At 33.4% G+C, this 19,574-nt stretch carries 17 protein-coding genes; 12 read left to right on the forward strand and 5 right to left on the reverse strand.

Going from position 1 to position 19,574, the window contains the following annotated elements; all coding sequences use genetic code 11:
• Positions 1 to 64: 64 nt before the first annotated feature.
• On the reverse strand, positions 65 to 487 hold the full coding sequence (locus tag F0000_RS18405; protein ID WP_149626196.1) for a response regulator: 423 nt from the start codon (positions 485 to 487) through the stop codon (positions 65 to 67).
• Positions 488 to 748: 261 nt separating this feature from the next.
• On the opposite strand from F0000_RS18405, the gene F0000_RS18410 reads away from it, so the two are divergent.
• Positions 749 to 1,936 carry a hypothetical protein gene (locus tag F0000_RS18410; protein WP_149626197.1) on the forward strand — a complete coding sequence of 396 codons (1,188 nt, stop codon included), beginning with the start codon at positions 749 to 751 and terminating at the stop codon, positions 1,934 to 1,936.
• Positions 1,937 to 1,938: 2 nt separating this feature from the next.
• Positions 1,939 to 2,952, forward strand: a complete 1,014-nt coding sequence (locus tag F0000_RS18415; RefSeq protein WP_149626198.1) for a metal-dependent hydrolase — start codon at positions 1,939 to 1,941, stop codon at positions 2,950 to 2,952.
• A 47-nt stretch (positions 2,953 to 2,999) separates the two neighbouring features.
• Here the strand turns inward: F0000_RS18415 and F0000_RS18420 are convergent, their stop codons facing one another.
• The 3 genes from F0000_RS18420 to F0000_RS18430 all read right to left on the reverse strand — a co-directional run bounded on the left by F0000_RS18420 (position 3,000) and on the right by F0000_RS18430 (position 4,706).
• Positions 3,000 to 3,500 (reverse strand): DUF1761 domain-containing protein, encoded by a 501-nt coding sequence (locus tag F0000_RS18420; RefSeq protein WP_149626199.1) that lies wholly within the window; start codon positions 3,498 to 3,500, stop codon positions 3,000 to 3,002.
• A 52-nt stretch (positions 3,501 to 3,552) separates the two neighbouring features.
• Positions 3,553 to 4,152, reverse strand: a complete 600-nt coding sequence (locus tag F0000_RS18425) for a LysE family translocator (protein ID WP_149626200.1) — start codon at positions 4,150 to 4,152, stop codon at positions 3,553 to 3,555.
• A gap of 116 nt (positions 4,153 to 4,268) precedes the next feature.
• The gene (locus tag F0000_RS18430; protein ID WP_149626201.1) at positions 4,269 to 4,706 is read right to left on the reverse strand and encodes a carboxypeptidase regulatory-like domain-containing protein; all 438 of its coding nucleotides are present in this window, start codon (positions 4,704 to 4,706) and stop codon (positions 4,269 to 4,271) included.
• A 763-nt stretch (positions 4,707 to 5,469) separates the two neighbouring features.
• Here F0000_RS18430 and F0000_RS18435 point away from each other — a divergent pair.
• From F0000_RS18435 to F0000_RS18450, 4 genes are all read left to right on the forward strand, one after another.
• On the forward strand, positions 5,470 to 5,955 hold the full coding sequence (locus F0000_RS18435) for an acetyl-CoA carboxylase biotin carboxyl carrier protein subunit (protein WP_149626202.1): 486 nt from the start codon (positions 5,470 to 5,472) through the stop codon (positions 5,953 to 5,955).
• 307 nt (positions 5,956 to 6,262) lie between these two features.
• A complete protein-coding gene (gene accC / locus F0000_RS18440) occupies positions 6,263 to 7,705 on the forward strand; it encodes an acetyl-CoA carboxylase biotin carboxylase subunit (protein WP_149626203.1) in 1,443 nt (480 codons plus the stop codon).
• Positions 7,706 to 7,709: 4 nt separating this feature from the next.
• Positions 7,710 to 9,251: an acyl-CoA carboxylase subunit beta gene (locus F0000_RS18445; RefSeq protein WP_149626204.1), complete on the forward strand. Its 1,542-nt coding sequence runs from the start codon at positions 7,710 to 7,712 to the stop codon at positions 9,249 to 9,251.
• Positions 9,252 to 10,393: 1,142 nt separating this feature from the next.
• Complete coding sequence (locus tag F0000_RS18450; protein ID WP_149626205.1) at positions 10,394 to 10,750, forward strand: hypothetical protein; 357 nt, start codon at positions 10,394 to 10,396, stop codon at positions 10,748 to 10,750.
• Positions 10,751 to 10,837: 87 nt separating this feature from the next.
• On the opposite strand, the gene F0000_RS18455 is transcribed toward F0000_RS18450, so the two are convergent.
• Positions 10,838 to 11,743, reverse strand: coding sequence for a hydroxypyruvate isomerase family protein (locus tag F0000_RS18455; protein ID WP_149626206.1), 906 nt, complete (start codon positions 11,741 to 11,743; stop codon positions 10,838 to 10,840).
• A gap of 835 nt (positions 11,744 to 12,578) precedes the next feature.
• Here F0000_RS18455 and F0000_RS18460 point away from each other — a divergent pair.
• From F0000_RS18460 to F0000_RS18485, 6 genes are all read left to right on the forward strand, one after another.
• On the forward strand, positions 12,579 to 14,270 hold the full coding sequence (locus F0000_RS18460; RefSeq protein ID WP_149626207.1) for a GMC oxidoreductase: 1,692 nt from the start codon (positions 12,579 to 12,581) through the stop codon (positions 14,268 to 14,270).
• Positions 14,271 to 14,281: 11 nt separating this feature from the next.
• Positions 14,282 to 14,917: a gluconate 2-dehydrogenase subunit 3 family protein gene (locus F0000_RS18465; protein WP_188112184.1), complete on the forward strand. Its 636-nt coding sequence runs from the start codon at positions 14,282 to 14,284 to the stop codon at positions 14,915 to 14,917.
• A gap of 27 nt (positions 14,918 to 14,944) precedes the next feature.
• A complete protein-coding gene (locus F0000_RS18470) occupies positions 14,945 to 15,940 on the forward strand; it encodes a sugar phosphate isomerase/epimerase (protein WP_149626209.1) in 996 nt (331 codons plus the stop codon).
• A gap of 19 nt (positions 15,941 to 15,959) precedes the next feature.
• Complete coding sequence (locus F0000_RS18475; protein ID WP_149626210.1) at positions 15,960 to 17,189, forward strand: nucleoside permease; 1,230 nt, start codon at positions 15,960 to 15,962, stop codon at positions 17,187 to 17,189.
• Between the two features lie 2 nt (positions 17,190 to 17,191).
• Positions 17,192 to 18,337, forward strand: coding sequence for a Gfo/Idh/MocA family protein (locus F0000_RS18480; RefSeq protein ID WP_149626211.1), 1,146 nt, complete (start codon positions 17,192 to 17,194; stop codon positions 18,335 to 18,337).
• A gap of 95 nt (positions 18,338 to 18,432) precedes the next feature.
• Positions 18,433 to 19,485 (forward strand): sugar phosphate isomerase/epimerase, encoded by a 1,053-nt coding sequence (locus tag F0000_RS18485; protein ID WP_149626212.1) that lies wholly within the window; start codon positions 18,433 to 18,435, stop codon positions 19,483 to 19,485.
• Positions 19,486 to 19,574: the final 89 nt, after the last annotated feature.

A 19,574-nucleotide genomic window follows, 5' to 3' on the forward strand; every position in this document is an offset into this window, starting at 1 on the left:
GAGTAAATTTTTAAGTCAGATCCAATAAACTGCATATTTAGTAAAAACAAATAATCACTACGAATTATACAGATATTCTTTGCGAAAAATGTTTTTCTACAATAGTATCCAATAAACCAAGAGATAAAGGTTTACTAATAAAATCATCAACAGAATGATTTTTAATAGACTCTTTAACATCATCAGGGTTAGATGATGTAGATAACAAAATTACTTTAATTCCGTCCGTAGTACTTTTATTTAGTTTAGAAAATTCTATTAAAAACTCCCATCCGTTCATCGCTGGCATATTAATATCCAAAAATATAAGGTCAGGTTTTTTTGCCGTGTTATTTTCTACAGCAGTTAAATACTCTAATGCAGCTTTCCCACTCTGCACCGTACTAACTTTACTGAAACTAGTATGTTTAGTTACTACCCTTTCATTAAAGAAATTAGTCGCCTTATCGTCATCGATCAATAAGACGAAATTAACTGATTTTCCCATAAGTATTTCCAATTACACTCAAAAAAACTAAACTTATTTAAAACTCTATCATTAATTTTAGTTAAAAATAAGCTACACTCAGAAATTTTCGTTCAAACACCCTGATTCAACGACAAAACAACACCTTATTCACACTCTTCTTTTATTCAACTGATTAAATACCTTAAATTACGTTTATTCTAAAATTGACAAACGTTTAACAAGATTCTGATAAAATAACTGTAATTTTGATCTGCTTAAACAGTAAATTAATAGGGATTAATGCTAGAAAAAATTAAAAACAGGTGTAAAACCTCCTCTATACAATATTCTTTTTATACTCAAATAAAAGACATCCCTACTGCAGATTGGAATACTATTAATCCTAATAATAATCTTTTTCTTTCGCTCATATATCTTAAAACTCTGGAAAACTCCTTGTCAGCGCATATTAGTTTTAGGTATATCATATTTTATAATAATGATATTCCTGTAGCAATTGCTGCCGCGCAACTCATTAAATTTAATCCTAACGAATTAAAACTTCAAGAATTTCCTTGTAAAATAAGTGATGCTGTCAGAAATCTTTTACTAAAAAACATGGATGTCAGAGTGCTTGTTTGTGGCAACTTATTTTCTTGTGGCGAACACGGTTTTATGTACTCTAATAAAATTGATGCTACTGAAGCATTTGAAAACTTATCATATGCGCTTCGTGAAATACGTAAGACAGAATCATCAGATAAGCCATCCTTTATTTTACTAAAAGAATTTTGGCCCGAATCATTTAACACGAGTGATTCAATAAAAAAACAAGATTTTAGAGAGTTTAGAATCGATGTTAATATGGTATTACAATTACAGGATGATTGGAATCATTTTGATGATTATCTATGTAGTATGAAAACTAAATTTAGAACCAGAGCAAAAAAAGTGTTTAAAAATTCTTCTGATATCGTTGTTAAAGACTTTAGCTCAGAAGACATCGCTTACTATAAAAATGACATCAATACCTTGTATCTATCTGTTATTGAGAAAGCAGAATTTAAAATAGGAAAGCTCGATGCTTCTACCTTCAAAAATCTTAAAAAAAATCTGACTGATACCTTTATTTTTAAAGGTTATTTCCTAAATAATAAATTAGTCGGTTTTACCACTTCATTTGTTTTGGAAAATGCATTAGAAGCCAATCATATAGGTATCGATTATCAATACAACAAAACCTACGATATTTACCAGAAAATGTTATATGACTATGTGGAAATTGCTCTTGCAAAAAAAGTATCAGCGCTAAGGCTCGGTAGGACAGCAGAAATTATCAAAAGCTGTGTAGGTGCTAAACCAATAGAAATGAAACTTTATGTTCGACATGGCAATCCAATTTCTAACAAGCTACTAAAACCATTGATCGATTTTATTTCTCCAAATGAATATGAAATAAGAAATCCATTTAAAATACAGTTAGACTAACGATGGATTCATTAACTCAGATTGTTTTAGGCGCTGCTGTAGGCGAAACGGCCATTGGAAAAAAAGTAGGTAATAAAGCAATGTTATGGGGTGCTATTGCTGGTACTATACCCGATCTTGATGTATTGTTCAAATATTTTGTAGATAATGTAACAGCCAATGAGCTGCATCGAGGGTTCTCTCATTCAGTTTTATTCTCTATCCTTATGGCTCCTCTCTTGGGCTCGATGGTTGCAAAATTATATAAAAACAAAGAAGCTGACTGGAAAGACTGGACAAAACTCATGTTTCTGGGACTCTTTACTCACCCCATACTTGATGCATTCACAACTTGGGGGACACAACTATTTTGGCCATTGAGCTACAAGGTATCGTTTAAAAATATTTTTGTAGTCGATCCTTTGTACACTATCCCATTTTTGAGTATGGTTATTCTTGCTATGTTTTATAAACGAACAGATCCTAAAAGAAGAAAATTAAATAACCTGGGATTAATTGTGAGTAGTATATATATGATAATTACAGTAGGATTTAAATGGTATACCTACCGTATATTTCAGAACAGTTTAGAAAACCAAGGTATTATCTACAAAGAAATTCAAACAAAGCCTACACCTCTTAACAGTCTATTATGGACAACAAATGTAGAAACAGAAAATTCATTTATGATCGGTTATTATTCTCTCCTGGATGATGATAATGCTATTAACTTTACTGAATATCCTAAAAACCATTACCTAATACAATCTATGAAAAATGACCCTTTAATTTCCAGATTAATTAAATTATCCCAAGGGTGGTATACCATTGAAAACAAAAACGGTAAGATTATATTTAATGATCTTAGGTTTGGACAATTAGGTATAAATACGGAGAATGGTCGTTTTGTATTTAGTTATGAACTTTACTACGATGCTAACGGAAAGTTACAGGCCAGAGAAAGAAAACCTGACATTCAAAAAGTTTCTCCTTTATTAAAAAAGCTTTTCACAAGAGTTTTAGGCAATAAATTATAAAAAAAGAGATGTAAAAACCACCTCTTTTATATATAGCATAAACATTTCTAAGCAAAATGACAGATCACACCTCCCATGAATGCAAGACAGACTACCCAGTAGCCTACATTAACCAATATGTACTTAAACCCTTTTCTTTCGAACATAGCATTTGTTCCCAATACAGGTAAAACTACCATAAGTCCTATCATAGTACCGTGAAGAGCTCCGTGACCAAAGGTTCTAAAATTACCTCCATATTTATTCATAAAATCTTGGGCATATTGATATGTTTCTGTGCCCTCTTTCATCAAATCAGGGTCATTCATTAAAGTAGAGAAAAAACCAAATTGATGAATTACAAAAGTGTTTAAAATAAAAGCTAAAAAAAAACTAAATACATAACTAAGACTAAAAATCAAAGCCATATTACTTCCTTTTAAATCTTCTTCAGTAAAACCACATGCGTTCATCCAAGCAGTACCAAAAACTTTTGGATTATACCAGATAAAACCTAAAATCATGGGTATGAGTGCTGCAATAGCAGTAATTAAAAAATTGAATTCCATATTGGTTTATTTTTAAAGTTGTAAACCAAATATAACCAAAAAGTTTGTGTTTTTACAAAACTGCTGATAGCACCCGCACCGCAAATACTAATAAAACAACACCTGTTATCTTAAAGAAGATCAGGAGTTTATTTTCTGAAACAAGTTTTTTTACCTTTTTTGACAAAAATACTTTGAACAAATCAGTAATCAGAATACCTAAAAGTACAGAGCCAATAAAAACCCCTAATAATCCAGGCTCATCATATTTGGTTTGCCCGTATTTAAATATCCATATCCAAACTATAAAAACGAAGGGATTAAAAAAATTCACGCTAAAACCTTTTATAAAAAAAGTACTTATCGCAGAAGAAGAAGTAGCTATTTCATTTATGATCTTAACTTTTTTAAACAGATAATAAAACCCTAGTGCAACTAATATAAGACTCCCCACAATTCCTATCCAAAATTGATTTTGTGATGCAATCATAAAAGAAGACAGGCCATAATAACATAAGACAGCACAAACAAGATCACTAATAATGATCCCCAACGCCACAGAAACGCCCGCTTTTACACCGTACTGAAGACTACTATTGAGCAACAAGAAGAATACAGGGCCTACAAAAATGATCATCCCTAATCCTATCCCAAAACCTTCTATAAAAGCCATAAACTATAAATAACTATTATATCTATTGTAAATATAGATATAATAGTTATTTATGAATGACTTATTACTTTAATTTCCAGCTGGAGCATTTTTACATCTCGATTATCGAATAAAATCTATTTCTTACATTGCTGAAGCCCATCGTAATAAATACGATAATCTATTTTAGAAATTACTTCTCCAATCTTGTCAAGAACAATAGCAGATCCATCTGCAAAATTAGTATACGGAACCACTTTCTTAGAATATCCCTTATACACAACCTCCAGGTAACTATCTTCTTTAATCTTTGATACATCCACCGCAAGTTCAAACTTACCTTTAGTATTAGAAGAAGTACCTACACATTGGTTCGTATCAATAACCAATCGTATGGCTGCATATGCCAATTTGGCTCTTTTCTTATTCGTTATCTTACCACTAATGATAATTTTACCTTGATCTTCATTAAGAACCTCTAAACTTTCTGTTTCGTTAACTGTTTCTTTACCCTGTTGCGATTTACAGGAAATAAGAAAAACACTAACTAAAGAAAATAAAATTACTGATTTCATAGGTTTGTTCATTTATTAATATATTTAGGTCATACTATTTTTAGGAAAATATTATCTTAAGCTTATTTCTATTTTTTATAACAAAGTATTTATAAATGTAAAATTATTGCCTACATCCAGGCATATTTATTAACTTAATTACATATCGCCGACAAAATACAAGAAAACTCTTTTAAAATCCTAGTTAAGTTACAAAAAAAACACTTCTTTGCAGTAATTTCTTGCAGATACGCAAAAAAATAAGTAAATCATAAATCACACTAATTTTAATCTTTATTTTATACAAATTATGTTGAAAATATATGGATTTCAAAAAAAAAGAATTAAACATACCAATGTACTCAATGGTAATGTGGTTTACTTTTTTATTCTACCGAAAAATAGCTTTTTTTTTGATTAGTTGTAGTATTTAAAAATGATAAAAACTAATATTATTAGTCATATAACTAATCGCTTCCAGATTTCATTTTAGTCCATCAGATTTTTTATCAAAATACTATATTCAATGAACTCATCTTGAGTAGTTGTTTTAAACCGAAAAAGTTTGGTTTTTGTACTGTAATGAAGTAGTTTTTTTCAGTATAGCCATAGCGTTAAAAAAAACGACAAAATTAGAGTGTAAAATGTAAATTTTGTAGGTCAGAGCATTACTCAAGATGAGTTCAAGAGTATAAAACTCTCAATAAACTCATAATTAATTTGTTTTTTTCTAATAAATAACCCTATTTAGCTATACTATTCAAGTATTAAATACTACATTATCATGGGCGACAACTATAAGGTAAAGGTCAATAATAGTATCAAAATTGATATTAATGAAGAAGATGTGAATAAATTAGATATACTATCTACCTCATTATCAAAATATCACATACTCGATAATAATAAATCTTTTCATACAGAAATTATAAGTTCTAATTTTAATGACAAAAGCTATACGGTAAAAGTAAACTCTAATGTCTATGATGTTACTATTGCCAATGGATTAGATCAGATGATCACGGATATGGGGTTTTCTATTGGTGTTTCCAAACAAGTGAACATCATTAAATCCCCCATGCCAGGTCTCATTATTGATATTCAGGTAGAAGTAGGACAATCAGTAAAGCAGGACGATTATCTGTTGATATTAGAAGCTATGAAAATGGAAAATATTATTACTTCTCCCAGAGAAGGTATTATTAAATCAATCAATGTTGTTACAGGAGAAGCCGTAGATAAAGGGAGGCTATTAATAGAATTCGAATAATTCCAGTATTTCAATGCTTACTAGAATGTACTCAAAAGAGAACAAAAAATTTTCAGATTAGACCAAAAAAAATTCAACATAGCCTTACGGTTAATTTTATTTTGAAGAACCCCATAAAAAAAATATGATTTGATTGGGTAATTTAAGTTGAAAAATGGTATAAAATATAATGCATTTATAGAGAGGTAGTAAACTATCTCGGGGCAAGCCCACGAGGCATTTATTGAAAAAAAAATTTTGATTTCGAGGCAAGCCTCGGAGCATTTAAATCTCGATTATCGAGTAAAACGAAAACAAAAGTAAACTGATGAAAAAAATATTAGTAGCTAATAGAGGTGAAATTGCTATCAGAGTAATGAAAACAGCCAAAAGCATGGGTATCAAAACTGTAGCTATATATTCTACAATTGATAGGAATGCACCCCACGTAAGATTTGCTGATCAAGCAATTTGTGTTGGTGAAGCTCCCTCTAGTCAATCATATCTGTTAGGGACTAAAATTATTGAAGTTGCCAAACAACTTAATGTAGATGCTATACATCCTGGTTATGGCTTTTTGAGTGAAAACGCGGATTTTGCTGAACAAGTCACACAAAATAATATCATATTTATTGGACCTAAACCCAAAGCTATACGAGTTATGGGTAGTAAATTAGCAGCAAAAGAAGCTGTAAAAGCCTATAATATCCCAATGGTTCCTGGAATAGATCAAGCAATAACTGATGTCGTAAAAGCTAAAGAAATTGCAAACAAAATTGGATTCCCAATCTTGATAAAAGCATCTGCTGGTGGTGGTGGAAAAGGAATGAGGATAGTAGAAAAGGAAAACGACCTCGAATCACAGATGCAACGTGCAATTAGTGAAGCTACCTCTGCCTTTGGAGATGGTTCTGTTTTTATTGAGAAATATGTGGCATCTCCAAGGCATATAGAAATCCAGATAATGGCAGATAATTATGGGAATACAATTCATTTATTTGAGCGAGAGTGCAGTGTACAGCGACGTCATCAAAAAGTGGTCGAAGAAGCACCTTCGAGTATTTTAACCCCCGAACTAAGAGCCAAAATGGGAGAAGCCGCCATTAAGGTAGCAAAAGCCTGTGATTATGTAGGAGCGGGAACCGTTGAGTTTTTACTAGATGAACATAATAACTTCTACTTCCTGGAAATGAACACACGATTACAGGTAGAACATCCTGTAACAGAACTTATTACTGGTATCGATTTGGTAGAACAACAAATACGAGTTGCAAGAGAAGAAAAACTTTCTATACAACAAAAAGAGCTACAAATTCAGGGACACGCCTTAGAATTAAGAGTATATGCAGAAGATCCCCTGAACGATTTTTTACCCAGTGTAGGAAACCTTAGCACCTACAAAATCCCGGTAGGAACAGGAATTAGAGTAGATAATGGCTTTGAACAAGGAATGGATATTCCTATCTATTATGACCCTATGCTTTCAAAATTAATTACTTATGGAAAAACACGCGAAGAAGCAATTGAACTAATGATAGAAGCTATCCAGGAATATCATATAGAAGGAATACAAACAACTCTTTCGTTTGGTAAATTTGTTTGTGAACACGAAGCTTTTCGTTCTGGAAAATTTGACACCCATTTTGTAAAAAAACATTATACTCCAGAATCTTTACAAATTGAAAAAGAAAAAGAAGCTAAAATAGCTGCAATGATAGCCATGAAACAGTATTTTAAAGATCAAAAAACAGTAAGAGTACCCATAAACTAAGCCTATGAATCCTAAAATAACTGCATTACAAGAAAAAATCGAACAAGCTAAGTTAGGTGGTGGCCAAAAACGTATAGCAAAACAACACGAAAAGAAAAAATTAACAGCAAGAGAACGTGTATCTTATTTCCTTGATGAAGGATCTTTTGAAGAGATCGGTATTCTGGTAACACACAGAACTACTGATTTCGGAATGGAAAAAGAGCTCTATTATGGCGATGGAGTTATCACTGGTTACGGTACTGTGCGTGGTAGACTGGTATATATCTTTGCTCAAGATTTTACAGTTTTTGGTGGTGCATTATCAGAAACACACGCAGAGAAAATATGCAAAGTGATGGATCTTGCAGTTCAGGTTGGTGCCCCCATTATTGGATTAAACGACTCTGGTGGTGCACGAATTCAGGAAGGAGTACGATCATTAGGTGGATATGCTGATATTTTTTATAGAAATGTAAGAGCCTCTGGAGTTATACCACAAATTTCTGCAATCATGGGACCTTGTGCAGGTGGAGCTGTTTATTCTCCGGCAATTACCGATTTTACTTTGATGGTCGAAGATACAAGCTATATGTTTGTTACAGGTCCTAATGTTGTCAAAACGGTAACAAATGAAGAAGTAACATCAGAAGAATTAGGAGGTGCCAGCACCCATTCCTCTAAATCAGGAGTTGCTCATATTACATCTCCCAATGATATACAATGCCTGGAAGATCTAAAAAAACTACTCAGTTATATCCCGCAAAATAATAAAGAAAAACCAAAAAAAATATCATATCCCCTAACAGATGAAATAAGAGATGTACTAACGGATATAATTCCGGATAATCCTAATAAACCTTATGATATGCATGAGGTAATTCACGGAATAATTGACACAGATTCTTTTTTTGAAATTCATCAAAACTATGCAGAAAATATCATTGTAGGTTTTGCCAGAATCGGAGGTAGAAGCATCGGTATTGTTGCTAATCAACCTATGTTTCTCGCTGGAGTTCTGGATGTGAATAGTTCTAAAAAAGCAGCTAGATTTACGCGTTTTTGTGATTGTTTTAACATTCCTTTATTAGTAATAGTAGATGTTCCGGGATTTCTACCAGGTACCGATCAGGAATGGAATGGGATTATAGTACACGGGGCTAAATTACTATATGCACTAAGTGAAGCGACAGTACCACGTGTCACCCTTATTACTCGCAAGGCATATGGTGGAGCATATGATGTGATGAATTCAAAACATATTGGTGCTGATCTAAATTTTGCCTGGCCATCTGCAGAAATTGCTGTAATGGGAGCAAAAGGTGCCAGCGAAATTATCTTTAGAAAAGAAATTAAGGCTGCCGATGATCCAACTGCTAAACTTTTAGAAAAAGAACAGGAGTATGCAGAAAAATTTGCAAATCCGTACAGAGCGGCACAACGTGGCTTTATTGATGAAGTGATACTTCCAAAAAACACACGACGAAAATTAATCAAAGCTTTTACAATGTTAGAAAATAAAGAAGCCAAACTCCCTAATAAAAAGCACGGTAATATTCCGTTATAAATATTAGCTGTAGTTCATTTAATCTATATTGCTAATTTTTCATATTCTAAATTGATATCACTAACATCTGAAAATCTGTAAGTAATACGCATATCTTAGAGCTTGTTTAAAAACCTTACTTCTTGAAAACAAATATTTTAAGAACCGTGAGTCTACTTCAAATAATGTAAATATCTCGATATACTCATCATTTGAAGTGTACTCAGAACCTCAAGCTATTGATTTTCAATTTGTATTCTTTTTAAACATACTCTTAGTCACTTTACATGAGAAATGGTACACCAACTTATTAAAATAATTATTTTTTTTAGGGTATATATGTGAGGTAAGTGTTTTTATAATATAGAACAACACCTACATAAACATTAATTTAAGGAATAGTTATTTTAAATCAATCTAAATTTAGTCTGATACGATTTGTGATTAAAAAATTCGTATAAATTCATTGAATTATTTTTTCTTTATGCAAGGCAAAAAAATCAAGCATAGCTATAGCTACGGTTTATTTTTTAAACGAAGTAGAAAGGAAAAAGAAACGATGAATATGCGAAATTTTTAGTTATAAATCGTATGATATGCCACGAAGAAGAAATCAAGTAGTACCTACTGCACCTAGACAAATACCAAGAAGAAATTCACGAAGACGAGATAGGCTTCGACCCTAATGATAAAACTGTTGATCAAAAGAAGAGTCTGAGTCGAATAAGAAAAGATAAAAAAGATTCTTTTAAAGAAGAATATTTATAAAACCTACTATTTCCTAAAAATATATTTCCAACATTTTAGATTTCAAGACATTGAAAAATAGGTTTATAAGATTTTTTGTTTAGGCTACCCACTTAAGTATTTATATGTTATACCAATACTGATCATCTTACTATATTCAGTATTTTCACAAAGTATAATTAAAAACCAGTACTTTGAAATTTAAAAAGGGTAGCCTTATTTTTTATTTGAGAAAAATGCAAACCACTTTATGATATATTCAAGTTGTATTCTTTGATTTTGAATGGTTTTGATTAATTTTGAAATTAGTAAACTACTTCGGGTAAGCCCGCGAGGAATTTGTTTGAAAAAAATTCAATTTCGAGGCAAGCCTAGAGGCATTATACCCTTTGGCGGTGTCAATAAAATATAGCTCAGTGAATAATCGACAAATTACCAAATATGCAATTTATACAGTAGCTGTACTCTGCGCGGCATTGATTAATGGATTTATTACTCAATACATAAAAAAACATATCCACGAACAGGGATACCTGCTAGTGTTAATCGATATGCTCATAATAGTGCTTATTTTTGCTCCTGCTTTTGCCCTCGTTTCTAAATACACCAAAAAACTTTCTAAAGTCTATATTAAAACCTCAAAAAAAGTTTCTAATAGTAAGAATAACACCTTATTGGGTTTTACTGTCGCTTTTATTATTTTATTTATTCTTTTTGCACATATTAGACATAATATCAATATCATTAATGACATCAAAACGTTGTTTCCATAACTATCTACATAGTGTCTGATCAGAAATAGACACTACATAGTTTGTGCATAACAGTATTGATAAAGTTTTCAGAAAAAGTATTACCGCCTACACATCACAGATCGTTATTCCTTCTTGTAGTGATTGTAACTTATCCTCATAGGTAGGAATAAACTCTTGGGCAACATATCCATTAAATCCATTTGCCAGAATAGCTTTCATGATCGCAGGATAGTTCAACTCTTGAGAATCATTAATTTCATGTCTGCCAGGAACACCGCCCGTATGGTAGTGAGAAATATAATCTTTATAGGTATTAATTGTAGAAATAACATCCCCTTCCATAATTTGCATATGATAGATATCATACAGTAGTTTAAAATTCTGAGAACCTATTTTATCAGCCAAGGCAACACCCCAGGGAGTATGATCACATTGATAATCTTTATGATCCACTCTACTATTGAGTAGTTCCATTACCAAAATAACATTACTCTTTTCAGCTAGTTTCACAAGAGGTTCCAGTCCATTCGCACAGTTCTCTATACCTACTTCATCAGAAATTCCAGCGCGATTCCCAGAAAAAACAATTACCTGTTTAATTCCGGACTGTGAAGCTTTAGAGATCAGACCTGTATATTGCTTTTGCAAAGATTCATGATTCTTTGGATTGTTGAACCCATCAGTAATACTAGCAAAAGTATCTGTAGCCAATGAGCATACAAGCCCTTGACCCTCTATAACCTTCCATTCGTCTGGTTTTAATAAATCAATAGCCTGAATTCCTATATTTTTTGACTTTTTTGCAAATTCTTCTAATGGAATGTCTTGATAACACCATCTACAAACAGCATGATTTATATTTCCTTTTAGACTTGTCTGATACGCATCAGAGAAATGCTCTATTTTAGTATCTGAATAATTGGTCATAGCAGAAACACCCATTGGAATTGCACTAAGACCGAGTGATATATTTTTAACTGCCTCTCTCCTATTAATATTTGATTTTGACATTTTGTAATTAGAATATGTGTGTTAATGAATATGCTAGCGGATAAAATCACCCAAATATACTACCTGCTATTTTTTATATAGTTCTAAAACTTTTATGTTTTATGCTAAAGTCAACAGTGGTTTAGACTTTCTTGATTCTGGTAAAAAATAGTTGTTTTTTGATCAATTGAAGTGTAAAAAACACTTCATAGCAGAGCTACTAAGTAAAAAAAAGTCGAAAATTGAGTCAAAAAGAGCATTTTTGTAGCGAATTCAAAAAAAGTTTAAACCATTTCAATACTATATTGAAAATTATATTGATTAAAGATATTAATTTACAATGAATATAAGATACATGTGATCTCATATTCCCGTAGACTAAAACAAAAACGGCAATTAGTAATTCTATCAAAGTAAGCTTCCTAAACCTTAAGAAGTATAAAATTTAAACATTTTCATTAATGAATTGTTAATTTTAGTATTAAAAAACAAACAAACTCCTTATATTTAAAAGCTAGATATAAATACTATATCCTAAAGCAAGATCACTATTGAGTTCTATTATTTTTTGTAAGAACATTTTATAGAAAAACTGATAAACAAAACTAGCTATCAAAACTAAAAAAAGTAAACTACCTCGGGGCAAGCCCACGATGCATTTATTGAAAAAGACATTTCGATTTCGAAATTTGCCTCACAGCATTTAAATCTCGGCTATCGAGAAAAATAGTACTGGATAAATTTTATATATCTTCTGATTCTTAAATATGAAAGTAATTGATAATTCGTCTGATGTATCCAATGTTTAACAAAAGAAATCTTTAAGGCTATAGATTATTGGTAAACACCTAAATATATGAAACAAGAACCTAAATATGACGCAATCGTTGTAGGAACTGGAATAAGTGGAGGTTGGGCAGCAAAAGAACTTTGTGAGAAAGGACTTAAAACACTTGTACTGGAACGTGGTCGAATGGTCACCCATATCGATGATTATATAACTGCAAATGATGATCCCTGGGATGATGAACTTAAAGGTGAACCCTCCAGAGAAGATATTAAACAACAAACTAAACAGCACCGTACTGGCTACGTTACAGACAAAGCCAGCAAACATTTCTTTGTTAACGACCTCAAACACCCTTATAATGAAACTAAAAGATTTGATTGGATTAGGGGGTATCATGTTGGTGGCAGGTCTCTGACGTGGGGACGACAAAGCTATAGACTCTCTGATATCGATTTTGAAGCTAATAAAAAAGAAGGGATTGCGGTAGATTGGCCTGTAAGGTATAAGGATATTGCTCCGTGGTATGATAAGGTAGAAGAATTTATTGGCGTTAGCGGAGAAAAACTTGGATTAGAACAATTACCTGACGGACAATTTCTTCCTCCAATGGAATTAAACTGTGTAGAGGATCATTTAAAAAAAAATATTGCCAAAAATTATAAGGATCGACTACTCACCATAGGAAGAACAGCACATATTACAGGGACTAAAACATTCGAAAGCAGAATGAATTGTCAGTACCGTAACCGTTGTATGCGAGGATGTCCATTTGGAGCTTATTTTAGTAGTAATTCCTCCACGCTACCTGCTGCCGAGCGAACAGGAAATATGACCCTCAGACCCAATTCTATTGTACATCGCGTCTTATATGATGATAAAACAACAAAAGCTACTGGGGTAGAGGTTATAGATACCCTTACAAAAGAAAAAATTCAATTTAAAGCAGAAGTTATATTCTTATGCGCTTCTGCCATTGCTTCTGCCAGCATTTTAATGCAATCTACATCAGAACGTTTCCCTAATGGAATGGGTAATGACTCTGGAGAACTGGGGCACAATATTATGGATCATCACTTTAGAGCTGGAGCGTATGGTATCTATAATGGATTCCATGATAAGTATTATAAAGGTCGGAGGCCTAATGGGATTTATATTCCTCGTTTTCGGAATATAGGAGGTGATACTGATCAGAAAAACTTCAAAAGAGGGTATGGATATCAAGGTTCTGCCAGTAGAAGTAACTGGGAAGATGCTGTCGCCGAATTAGGGTATGGAACTGCATTGAAAGAAAAAATTCTGGAGCCCGGAGCCTGGAGAATTGGTCTTACCGGATTTGGAGAATGCCTCCCATACCACGAAAATAAAATGACGCTGGATTATACTAAGCTGGATGAATGGGGGTTACCCACTATTACTTTTGATGCAGAATTCAAAGAAAATGAATTAGAAATGCGTAAAGATATGATCGGTCAGGCAATTACAATGTTACAAAAGGCTGGCTTTACCGATATTGTCCCCAGAGATGATATAGGTGCGCCAGGATTAGGAATTCACGAAATGGGAACTGCCAGAATGGGAAGAGATCCAAAAACATCTGTCCTAAACAAGCACAATCAAATCCACACAGTACCCAATGTTTATGTGACTGATGGAGCTTTTATGACTTCTGCCAGCTGTGTAAATCCATCGCTAACCTATATGGCTTTTACAGCTAGAGCGGCAGACCACGCTGCCAAACAAATACTAAAAAACGCTTAATTCTTATGCATATGAACAGAAGAAAAGCTCTAAAAAACATAGGATTATCAGCAGGATATATTGCCGCTACTCCTGCATTAATTAGTCTGCTACAAAGCTGTCGACAGGAAATTATATTAGATTGGCTTCCCGAACTCTTATCTGTTGATGAGGGTAAAGCCTTAGAACAAATAGTTGACCTTATTATTCCGGAAACTGATACTCCGGGAGCAAAATCATTGCATATACCTATGTTTATTGACAAATATGTAAATAATGCTTTTGAAAAAGAAAAATCACAAATATTCTCACAAGGAATGATAACTATCTTCAAAGAACTTGGGATTACTACAAAAAAAACGATTGATGATGTAGCGATAGAAGAGTATGATGCACTTTTGGCTAAATATTTAAGACTTCCTAAAGAAAAACAAAGAGAGTATCGGAAAGAAATCAATAAATTAAAATCTGTAAACGATATAAAAACTCTTTCAAAAGAGTCTATTTCTTTTAATTTTTTATCTTCTGTTAGAAGTTTATCTATATTTGGGTTCAAAACCTCAGAAGAAATAGCAAAAAATGTACTTAATTACCTCCCTGTTCCTGGAGAATATGTCGGTTGTGATTCAGTTAAAAATCTTACTGGTGGAAAAGACTGGGCTTTGTAAACATTAATGTAACCTAACCAAAAAATTATGCACAAAACGATCATTAAAGGGCTTATATATTTAGTACTCTTAAGTGCTTGTAAAAACAAAACAACTGAAAACATTTCTCCTCCTGATCAGGAAGAAACAAAAAATAATATTGAAGAGGTAAAAGAATCTCCTCCATTTTTTGAATTATCATTAGCGCAGTGGTCTCTGCATAAAAAAATGATGTCTGGAGAAATTGATCCTATAGATTTTGCAAAAAAAGCTAAAGAATTAGGATTCACAGGACTTGAATATGTAAGTCAGTTGTATAAAAAAGAATTAGAAAAAGGACCAACTCCCGAGAAAGCACTACAGACACTTCTGGATACGTTACAAGCAAAAAGTAAGCAATACAATGTTCAGAATCTATTGATTATGGTAGATGGAGAAGGAGATCTGGCTGTTATCGATGAAAAAGAAAGAAATCAAACAGTTGAGAATCATAAAAAATGGGTGGATGCAGCACAATTTTTAGGCTGTCATTCTATCCGGGTAAATTTATTTGGCACTAATGATCCGGAAAAGTGGATTGAAGTCTCTACAGATGGTTTGGGTAAATTATCTACATATGCTGCAACCAGAGGAATTAATGTAATCGTAGAAAATCACGGATCTTTATCATCTGATGCTTCCTTACTTGCTAAGGTGATGCAAAACATCAATAAACCTAATTGTGGTACACTTCCGGACTTTGGAAATTTTTGCCTGGAACGTGAAGACGGCAAACGTTGGGGATCAAAATGCATTAAAGAGTACCCAAGATACAAAGGCATTGAAGAAATGATGCCCTTTGCCAAAGGAGTAAGTGCTAAATCTTACGATTTTGATAGTGACGGGAATGAGACTACTATTGACTATAAAAAGATGCTGAATATCATCAAAAAGTCTGGATACCAAGGATATATAGGAGTCGAATATGAAGGAGAACGACTGGATGAAATAGAAGGCATCATAGCTACACGTGATCTACTTATAAATCTATCTAAAGAACTATAAATCACCTATTTTTTTTATTATGAATAAATCTATTCAGTTTCAGTTATCTCTGATGATGTTTTTAGAATTTTTTATCTGGGGTGGCTGGTTTGTAACCCTTGGTACTTTTTTAGGAAAAAATCTAAACGCAGGTGGTGGAGAAATTGCTCAGGCATTCTCTACACAATCCTGGGGAGCTATTATTGCACCTTTTATTATTGGTTTGATTGCAGATCGATATTTTAATGCTGAACGTATCTTAGGAATTCTTCATCTTATCGGAGCTTTTTTGATGTATCAAATGGCAAATACTACTGATTTTGCAGCTTTCTATCCGTATGTTTTGGGATATATGATTACATACATGCCCACACTTGCATTAGTTAATTCTGTTTCCTTTAATCAAATGAATGATCCAGCTAAACAATTCTCTTTTGTTCGCGTTTTTGGTACCATTGGATGGATTGCAGCAGGCTTGTTGATAAGTTATGCATTCCATTGGGATTCTGAAGATGGAATTTCTAACGGACTCCTTAAAAATACGTTTATTATGACTGCTATTGTATCAGCAATTTTAGGTGTTTTTAGTTTTACACTGCCCAAAACTCCTCCTAAAATCAGCAAAGGCGAAAAAGTCACAATTTCAGAATTATTAGGGCTTGATGCCTTTAAACTGCTTAAAGACCGAAATTTTCTTTTATTCTTTATTGCTTCTATACTTATCTGTATCCCACTAGCATTTTATTATGCACAGGCAAATCCATTTCTGGTAGAATCGGGAGTAGAAAATGCAACAGGAAAAATGACAATTGGTCAGGCTTCAGAAGTTCTTTTTATGTTACTCCTCCCCTTTTTCTTTAAGAAGTTTGGATTTAAAAAAACAATACTGGTAGGTATGATTGCCTGGACAGTAAGATATATGCTATTTGCCTATGGTAATTCTGGTGAGCTGGCTTTTATGCTTATCATTGGTATTGCACTGCATGGTGTTTGTTATGATTTCTTTTTTGTATCAGGTCAAATTTATACTGACACCAAAGCAGGTGAGAAATTTAAAAGTTCTGCACAAGGTCTTATCACATTAGCGACCTATGGGCTGGGAATGCTTATTGGTTTTTATATAGCAGGAAAAATAGCAGATGCGAATCTATTAGAACAAGGTCATAACTGGACCAGTATTTGGGTCTTTCCGGCTATATTTGCTGCAGCCGTTATGATTTTATTTGCCATCTTTTTCAAAAACGAAAAAATAGAATATAAAGACAAGTAAATATGACTCGATTAAAAATGGGAATGGTTGGCGGTGGTATTGGTTCTTTTATTGGGGATGTACATCGTAAAGCTGCTAGTATTGATGGTATGATAGAACTGGTTTGTGGTTCGTTTTCTTCTAGTAAAGAAAAGAGTCTGCAATCTGCAGCAGCATTAGGAATATCTGATGATAGAGCCTATGGTACATTTGAAGAAATGATTGAGAAAGAAGCTAGACTTCCTGAAGACAAAAGAATGGATTTTGTGGCGGTTGTCACCCCTAATCATATGCATTTTCCTCCAGCTAAAATGGCGTTGGAATATGGGTTCCACGTGATCTGTGACAAACCACTTTCTTTACATATAGATGAAGCTTTGGAGCTAGAAAAAGTTGTCCATTCTTCTGGAAAAATATTTGCATTAACTCACAATTATACTGGATATCCTATGGTAAAACAAGCCAAGGCTATGGTCGCCAAAGGTGATATCGGGGAAATCAGAAAAATCAATGTACACTATTTGCAAGGCTGGTTATCAACATCAGTAGAAAAAACAGGTCAAAAACAGGCTGCCTGGCGTGTAGATCCCAAACGATCTGGTATGGGTGGCGCTTTGGGAGATATCGGTACGCACGCAGAAAATCTGGCAGAATATATTGCAGGAATCAAAATCAATGAACTTGCTGCAGATCTTACTGCTTTTGGTGAAGGGCGTATCCTGGATGATGATGGAAATATTTTAATTCGTCTTGAAAATGGAGCAAAAGGCATTATTACTTTCTCTCAAATTGCTACGGGAGAAGAAAATAATCTGGGCATCAAAATCTATGGTACCAAAGGGAGTCTGGAATGGCATCAGGAAAACCCTAATGAGCTAATTGTTAAATGGCTGGATCAGCCAAAACAAATATTTACACCTGGAGGAAACGGAGGATATCCAGAATCATCAGAATATGTAAGAGTTCCTGCTGGTCACCCTGAAGGATATCTCGAAGGTTTTGCCACTATTTATAGAAGTTTTGCAAAAGAAATATTCTCTATAAAAGATGGAAAAAACCCATCTTCAATTCCGGATTTCCCAACAGTTGCTGACGGTGTGAGAGGAATGAAGTTTATTCATGCTGCTGTAGAAAGTAGCCAACAAAATGCAAAATGGGTACCATTATAAAAAAGAGCCAAGAATTTAAGAAATGACTATTTTGAGCGTATAATTTTAATCATTACAGATACTATATACGATCCCTAAAATAATAAATATAACAGATGAAAACAATTAAAGGGCCTGCAGTATTTCTGGCTCAGTTTATAGATGATAAAGCTCCGTTTAACTCTTTAGATGGATTATGCAAATGGGCTTCAGGATTAGGATATAAAGGTATACAAATCCCTACCTGGGAAACTCGATTAATAGATCTCGATACTGCTGCAACAAGCCAAACCTATTGTGATGAATTAAAAGGTAAAATCTCTGATTACGGACTAGAGATTACAGAACTATCAACACATTTACAAGGACAATTAGTCGCTGTACATCCTGCATATGATTTAATGTTTGATAATTTTGCCCCCGATCATTGCAAGAACAACCCAAAAAAACGTACAGAATGGGCAATTGAGCAAGTTAAAAATGCTGCCACAGCAAGTAATCGCTTAGGTATTAAAGTACACGCTACTTTCTCCGGATCTTTGCTATGGCATACGATGCATCCCTGGCCACAACGACCAGCAGGCTTAGTGTCTATGGGATTTGAAGAGTTAGCAAATCGATGGCTTCCTATTCTAAATCATTTTGACACACAAGATGTAGATGTCTGTTATGAGATACATCCTGGAGAAGACTTACATGATGGAATCACCTTTGAACGCTTTCTGGAAGCTACAGGAAACCATAAAAGAGTAAATATTCTTTATGATCCCAGTCATTTTGTACTACAACAACTAGACTACATCACATATATTGATCATTATCACGAATTTATCAAAGCTTTTCATGTAAAAGATTCAGAATTTAATCCTACAGGGAAAAAAGGAACTTTTGGAGGCTATAGCGATTGGATAGATAGAGCCGGGCGTTATCGCTCTCCCGGAGATGGACAAATAGATTTTAAAACCATTTTCTCCAAACTTACTCAATATGGTTGTGATGTCTGGGCAGTGATGGAATGGGAATGTTGTATAAAATCACCAGAGCAAGGAGCTCGAGAAGGGGCTCCATTTATACAAAAGCATATTATTGAAGCAACCGAAAAAGCTTTTGACGATTTTGCAGGGGCAGCTACTGATAAAGAACAGCTAAAAAAGATATTAGGCTTGTAATTAAATTTTTGTGTCAAGTAAAATACCTCGGGGCAAGCCCACCTTTAGATTTGTATTTATAAGAAAAATAGTTTGATTTAGAGACATGC

The organism is Aquimarina sp. RZ0, assembly GCF_008370685.1.
In the GTDB taxonomy this organism is placed as follows: Bacteria; Bacteroidota; Bacteroidia; order Flavobacteriales; family Flavobacteriaceae; genus Aquimarina.